The sequence below is a fragment of the Microcystis sp. M179S2 genome (assembly GCF_020245805.1).
Classification (GTDB): domain Bacteria; phylum Cyanobacteriota; class Cyanobacteriia; order Cyanobacteriales; family Microcystaceae; genus Microcystis; species Microcystis aeruginosa.
This window is the reverse complement of sequence record NZ_JADBUE010000018.1, coordinates 1-7158: the sequence shown is the minus strand read 5'-3', so window position 1 is coordinate 7158 and position 7158 is coordinate 1. Positions and strand designations below refer to the sequence as shown.

Here is a 7158-nt window from a genome sequence, read left to right as displayed (position 1 = left end):
GGATGAAGAAATTGATGATAGTTCTCTGAATGTGATTAAAGCGAGTCGCAGTGAATCCGTTCAATCTAAAGAGAGAAAAAAACGGAATCAAGAGAACCTCCCTGTGCATAGTTTTCGGACTTTGTTGGAAGACCTGGGGACGATTTGCTTGAATACAGTAGAATGTACGATTAGAGAGGGAAGTTATCGTTTTTCTAAGATAACTCGACCGACTTCTCTACAACAATCATGCGTTAGATTTATTGGAAGTTTCCCTAATTTGTACCCAGTAACGGGGCGCTGGAAATTCTTTTAATCCCTTCTACAGCACAGCTTATGGCTTTTTGTCAACGGGGAAGTCCAGGAATATATCCAATTTTTGTACATAGCTCAAGGTTCTCTCAAAGAGTTGGAGACTCATTGGTTAATCTCTCAAAGAGTTGAACTAGCTTCCCCTCAGAGCGTCAATCCTATTCTTAATCAATGTGAATCAGTGGGCCGACTGCTGCTAACTTTGATTCGTTCCCTTGAAAATAAATAACCCCCACACCCTACACCCCACTCCCCACCCTGGGATGAACTCGACGCAATCGTAAGGCATTTGTCACCACGGAAAGGGAACTTAAAGCCATGGCAGCACCGGCAATAATCGGATTGAGCAGAAAAGGATAGAGGACTCCGGCAGCGATGGGAATGGCAATCAGGTTATAAATAAAAGCAAAAAAGAGATTTTCTTTGATGTTTCCCATTGTTGCCCGACTTAACTCAATAGCAGTCACAATTCCCTGTAAATCTCCCGAAATTAAGGTTATATCGCTGGCAGCGATCGCTACATCGGTCCCCGTGCCAATAGCAATACCTAAGTCCGCTTGCGCCAATGCGATCGCATCATTGATGCCATCGCCAACCATGGCGACAATTTTCCCTTTTTTCTGCAAATATTCGATTTTTTCGGCTTTTTGTTGGGGACGGAGTGCGGCAAAAAAGCGCCGGATACCCAACTCGCTGGCGATCGCTTCTGCGGTTTCGAGGTTGTCCCCCGTCATCATCATCACCTCTAAGCCCATTTTTTTGAGCTTGGCGACCACTGAGGAAGAAAAAGGTTTTAAAACGTCGGAAATGGCGATCACCCCCTCTAAACCCCCGTTAACCGCTATCCAAGCCACGGTTTTTTTCTGCCATTCCCAATCGTGGGCGACTTTTTTAAGAACTTTTGTTTCAACCCCTTGACGTTCTAACCATTGTTGTGTACCGATTTGCACTAAATCCGACCCGACTTTTCCCTGCACTCCTGCCCCAGTTATTGAGTCAAATTCGGTTACTTCTAGGGGTTTAATCTGGTTTAACTGCCCATATTTAACTATTGCTTCTCCTAACGGGTGTTCAGAATGATTCTCCACCGACACGACTAACTGCAGCAGCAATAATTCCCGTCCATCCCCCACCCCCTCGCGAGTCAAGAAGTCTGTCACCGTTGGTTTACCCTGGGTGAGAGTTCCCGTTTTATCTAGAACAATAGTAGTGATGCCCTGGGCTAATTCTAAACTTTCGGCATTTTTAATTAAAATTCCCTGTTTTGCTCCCTGTCCTGTTCCCACCATAATCGAGGTGGGTGTAGCTAATCCTAGCGCACAGGGACAGGCGATAATTAAGACTTCCACCATTGTAATCAAAGCGAGGGTGAGATTACCCGTGCGGAGAATCCAAAATAAGAAAGTTATTACCGCAATAATCATCACCACCGGCACAAAATAAGCGGTCACTCGATCGACTAATCTTTGTATAGGTGCTTTTGATGCTTGCGCGGTTTGCACTAATCGGACAATCTGAGCTAAAACCGTATCTTTTCCCACCCGTAACGCTTGCATTTGTAGGCTACCAGTTTTATTAATTGTCGCACCGATTACCTGTTGATTGACGGTTTTTCGCACGGGTAAACTTTCCCCCGTCACCATCGATTCATCAATGCTAGAACTGCCTTGGATAATTATGCCATCGACGGGAATTTTTTCTCCCGGACGCACTAAAATTATATCTCCTACTTTTACCTCTTCGATCGGTAGATCTAGCGTCTGTTCTTCCCTAATCACCCTAGCAGTTTTTGCCTGTAATCTCATTAATTGTTTAATAGCGGCGGCTGTTTCTTTTCTGGCACGTTTTTCGAGGAAACGACCGAGTAAAATCAGAGTAATGACGATAGCTGATGCTTCGTAATAGACATGGGAATCAAACCCCTGTTTTTCGATAAAATCGCTCCCGAAGGTTGAAAACAAGGAATAAAAATAGGCGGCACTGGTTCCCAAAACTACTAAAGTGTCCATGGTGGCAGTGCGGTTTTTAAAGGCTTTCCAAGCATTTTTATAAAAACTTTGACCACACCAAAATTGGACGGGAGTAGCGAGAATTAATTGGAATAAGGGAGCGTGTAACCAGTGGGGAATAAAAGATAGAGATAAACCCGTCATCATCGGCAAAGAACCGATAAAAAGTATAATGCTAATAACAATAGCGATCGATAGTTTAGTGAGAAGTTCTTTTTCTGGCCTGGATTCGAGATTAATTTCCGTTATCGGTGTAGCTTGGAAACCGGCATCCCTAACTTTTGCTTGAATAGTGTTAAGATCGGTACGCTTGGGGTCATAGTCCACATCCACCTGTTCCATGCCAAAATTAACTTGACATCGAATCACTCCGGGGATAGATTTAATTATCCGTTCGATCGAATCAGCACAACCAGCGCAACTCATCCCGGCGAGTTTGAGAGTTTGATGGGTCATAATGTTAATAGCAGCGGAAGTCAGCAAGAAAATCCCCTGCAGCAGAGTTATATCTTTAGCATAAAATATTCCCCTAGCTGCAGGGTCAAGAATCCTCTGTTAATTTTTCTGAATAGATATGAAGAAATGTCAAAAAGAATGGCTTGTATTTTCCTAACACACCCTTAATTTTTATGGACAGATTTCAATTAACCCCACTCTGTTGCGTATCTTGACCCTGCAAAGCATCGGCAGCGGAAACACCATCACCCTGAAAACCAAAATACCATAAAGCAGCGGCAGCTTCAGCGCGATTTACCGGTCTTTTTGGCTGAAATAGGGTAGTAAAACCAAAAACTCGCCGAATATTGGCTTGTTCGGCATTTTGAAAATCGGCATAAAGAGCGCGCACCAGCTGCGGGTTAATTTTATTAGTATCCTGAAAACCCCAAGTATTTTTAATCGTATCAAGATTGGCGCTCGGTAAAGCTTTTCTAATATCTAATGGCACTTTCCACGCGATTAAATCTTCCCGGGTTAAAGGAGCATTGGGACGGAATAAAAGGGCGCTACTATCTCCCGTTAAAGGAGAGGGAATTAACCCCGCTTCCGCTAATCCTTGAATATAAATATAATCGGGATCGTTATTTTTAACATCACTAAAAGCTGGGGAACTATTGGGAGTAGCTAAACGGATTTGTTTACCCGCTACATTGGCATAAATGGCATTATTAGCCTGTAACAACCAGCGGGCAAATTCTCGGCGCGTTATTGTATCATTAGGGTTAAACTGATTGTTATTACCTGTTAATACTCCCAATCTAGCTAAGTCTTGAATGTGGCTCTTTAAGGGATTAGGTAAGGATTCGAGATCGTTAAAACTGGTGGGATTAAGATTGGGTAAGGGGGAAGAAATAGGGGAGGGACTAGGGGAAGCAATCGGGGTTCCCGTTGGACGATAATCGAGGCTATATTCGGTATTGGGAGAAGTGGCAGTTATGGTGATAGTTAATTCTAAATTATCTCGACGGGCTGTCAAGGTACTATTGACTCCTTCCCCAGAAAAGGGAGTGATAATTTCCCAATTATTATTAACTAATTCCTGTTGATAAAAAGCCTCGATCGCATTGCTGGGATCGTTGGATTGCCAACGGGTTTGTCCACCAGTATTATCAGGATTTGTCTGCACGGATAATAATTCTGATTGACTATATCGAGGAATTTCTGCGGGAAAATTTGCGGGTAATTGCCTGTTATTAGGAGAATTTTCTGGTATGGGATTTGTTTGTAGATTAGGATCGGCAGCCAGACGATTTTCTAGGGCAGGATTGCCACTACAGGCTCCTAAAATACCCAGCAGGGTGATCATTGTACTGTAGCGAATAAACTTACTCACGGTCTTTACCAATATTGTTTCCTTAGCTTTATCCTAGCCTATTTACTCAGGTTTTTGACTAGGGAAAATTCGGTGCCACCATTGACGTAATTTCCCCAGCAGAAATCCTCCTAACCCTTTTGTGTATTTTTCAAATTTGTAGTAAAATAAAATGTCGATTATATCCTGAGTGGAAAGATACTTGAGATAGGATACTCCTTGATCTATACGCACATCACTATATTCTAAATAAACTTTGCGACTGAGGCGATCGGATAAATTCCATTTTGGTTGAAAATATTCTTGCATCCTCTGTTGATAAGGGGCAAAACTACTCGATTTTCCCTGTAAATATTCTTCCATGTATTGACAAGCAATTTCCGCTCCTTTCATCGCGTGTCTAATTCCCTCTCCTCCTAAAGCATTGATAGTTGAAACTGCATCACCTATGGCGATAATATTTGGTTGTTTATAGTAAATATCTTGCAATCCACAGGAATATTCTACGATGGAACCGTGTTGATCTACTAGAGCATAATTATCTAAGTTCATGTAGTCTTTTATTATGTCGGTAATATAACTTTTTAAAGGCTTAACTTCAGAAATATAAGGATGTTCTCCCTCTAACCAAGCGGCTCCTATTTTTAATTGCTGATTATCCATAGGAAAAATCCAGCCATAACCTTTAGGACTCCATTTATGACCGAGAAAAAATACTAAATTATCTTGATATTTTTGATAATCTCCTTCTGGCACAGCAATTAAATATTCAATGCCCACTGCTTTTAAAAAATCAGGTTTTTCTCGTCTTTGTTTATACATAACCGCTCTAGCGTATCCGGTAGCATCAACCAATAAACGAGTAGTAACTGTTTCGATTTCCTCGCCTTTTGATTTCAAGAAAACAGTTAGCTGATTCTCCGTTTGTTGATATTTCAGATAACGACAACCTAACCGAACTTCTCCCCCCCAACGCAGCACTTCTGCGGCTAAAAACTCTCGCAATTTGGCAAAATCAAAAACTACCCCTAAAGGTTGCGCTGATGACCAAAAATGATGTATGCTAGTGGAGATAATTTCGATATTTTTCCAAAACCTAGCCACTACGGTTTCGGGGAGATTGAATTGTTCTAAAATTTCTAGGGGAGAAGCGGCACTAGAAAAGTTATTATCTTGCCAACTAGAATGTTGTTCTACTAAAAGAACACGATAACCTTTTTCACTTAATAATCTACCACAGTGACCTCCCGCCGGTCCACCCCCAATAATTACGACATCATAATCCATGATTTACTCCCTCGCCTAATTTTGCTAACTTGCCTCTATTTTACCCTAATTTGCCCTCTGTTAAACCCCAAACTTATGAAGCTGTTGTGCATCTAAATTTGATAAGTAGCTGGTTATAATTAAATTAAAAATGGATTTTAGGTTCGATCCCCCCTGCCCCCCTTAATAAGGGGGGTGTCTGACAACTTTTAACACCTACCTACTTACTCTTTTTGACCTGTTCCCTATTCCCTCATCGAAAGCCGACTAGCTTATGACATTTTTATTATTATTAGTTACTTTCCTATCGCTAATAATTTGGTTATATTTAATCTTAGCCAGGGGACAATTTTGGCTATCTAACCAAAAAATTAATTCTCTCACTTCTCCCTTAACAAATTATCCAAAAGTCTCGGCAATTATCCCCGCACGAAACGAAGCCGACGTTTTACCTATCAGTTTAACCTCCCTCTTTAACCAAGATTATCAAGGCGAATTTTCGATTGTTTTAATTGACGATCAAAGCAGTGATGGCACGGGAAAAGTTGCTCAAGAAATTGCTGATCAATCTCATAAATCTGGACAAATAACTATTATTTCTGGACAACCTTTAGAGATAGGATGGACGGGTAAATTATGGGCAATGAAACAGGGAATAACAGAGGCTACCGAGAAATTTGCACCCGATTATTTTCTCTTCACCGATGCCGATATTGCCCATGCAACAGATAATTTAACCCAATTAGTTACTAAAGCAGTACAGGAAAAACAAGCGTTAGTTTCCCTGATGGTGTTGCTACGCTGTGACAGTTTTTGGGAAAGATTTCTTATTCCTGCCTTTGTTTTTTTCTTCGAGAAACTCTATCCTTTTCCCCTAGTTAATAATCCTAATTCCCCGATAGCAGCCGCCGCCGGGGGTTGCATTTTAATTCGCCGAGATATCCTAGAAAAAATTGGCGGTATTGAAATTCTTAAACAAGCTTTAATTGATGATTGTTCTTTGGCGATTGCGGTTAAAAAATATCTGCAAAATCACCCCGAAAATAACGAGAGTTCCATCTGGTTAGGATTAACAGAAAGCACCTATAGTCTCCGTCCCTATCCCGATTTAGCCAGCATTTGGAATATGGTAGCCCGCACCGCCTTCACACAACTAAATTACTCAACACTTTGGTTAATCGGCACAATTTTCGGGATGTTTTTAACCTATTTAGCCGCCCCCTTGGGCTTAATCTGGGGATTGGTCTTAAAAGAAACATCAATTATCATAATTAGCGCCGTCACCTTATTACTAATCGCCCTCTCCTATAGCCCGACTTTAAGACTATATAAATTATCCCCCCTGCGGGCTTTAACTTTACCCCTAATTGCCCTCTTTTATAGTTTAATGACTGTGGATTCTGCCCTGCGTTATTGGCGCGGCCAAGGGGGAGGTTGGAAAGGGCGAGTTTATCCTAATTAGGGATTGCTGAATAATGGTAAAACTCTTTAAAAATAGGGCTTTTGACCTGTTAAAATTGGAACCTTTAAAAACCCAGCATTATCCTTTTACAGTACAATAATTAGTAGTAGTAGGGTGCGCCCTTCGATAGCGTAACGCATCAAATAAATTAATGATAGATAAGAACTCTTGCAAATTAATTATATGTTATAATAAAGTTAAATTAATGATAGGTGTGGTGCGTTACGACGGATTGTTAGATTTAAGTTTAAGCAGAGATTATCGCCGTCTAACGCACCCTACGTTTTACTTGCAACGCACCAAATAAATTAATGATAGGT

The 7158-nt window shown here is 41.2% G+C and carries 5 protein-coding genes and 1 pseudogene; 3 read left to right on the top strand and 3 right to left on the bottom strand.

Annotated elements, in window-relative coordinates; all coding sequences use genetic code 11:
* A pseudogene (locus tag IM500_RS01015) lies at positions 1-272 on the top strand (IS1634 family transposase); the annotation flags it as partial.
* A gap of 77 nt (positions 273-349) precedes the next feature.
* Complete coding sequence (locus IM500_RS01010) at positions 350-520, top strand: four helix bundle protein (RefSeq protein WP_265795831.1); 171 nt, start codon at positions 350-352, stop codon at positions 518-520.
* A gap of 10 nt (positions 521-530) precedes the next feature.
* On the opposite strand, the gene IM500_RS01005 is transcribed toward IM500_RS01010, so the two are convergent.
* The 3 genes from IM500_RS01005 to IM500_RS00995 all read right to left on the bottom strand — a co-directional run bounded on the left by IM500_RS01005 (position 531) and on the right by IM500_RS00995 (position 5397).
* Positions 531-2756 (bottom strand): heavy metal translocating P-type ATPase, encoded by a 2226-nt coding sequence (locus tag IM500_RS01005; RefSeq protein WP_287737437.1) that lies wholly within the window; start codon positions 2754-2756, stop codon positions 531-533.
* A 184-nt stretch (positions 2757-2940) separates the two neighbouring features.
* Positions 2941-4143, bottom strand: a complete 1203-nt coding sequence (locus tag IM500_RS01000; protein WP_287737436.1) for an S-layer homology domain-containing protein — start codon at positions 4141-4143, stop codon at positions 2941-2943.
* A gap of 30 nt (positions 4144-4173) precedes the next feature.
* Positions 4174-5397, bottom strand: coding sequence for an NAD(P)/FAD-dependent oxidoreductase (locus IM500_RS00995; RefSeq protein ID WP_287737435.1), 1224 nt, complete (start codon positions 5395-5397; stop codon positions 4174-4176).
* Between the two features lie 253 nt (positions 5398-5650).
* Here IM500_RS00995 and IM500_RS00990 point away from each other — a divergent pair, with 253 nt between their 5' ends.
* Positions 5651-6838: a glycosyltransferase gene (locus IM500_RS00990; protein ID WP_287737434.1), complete on the top strand. Its 1188-nt coding sequence runs from the start codon at positions 5651-5653 to the stop codon at positions 6836-6838.
* The last annotated feature ends 320 nt before the right edge of the window (positions 6839-7158 follow it).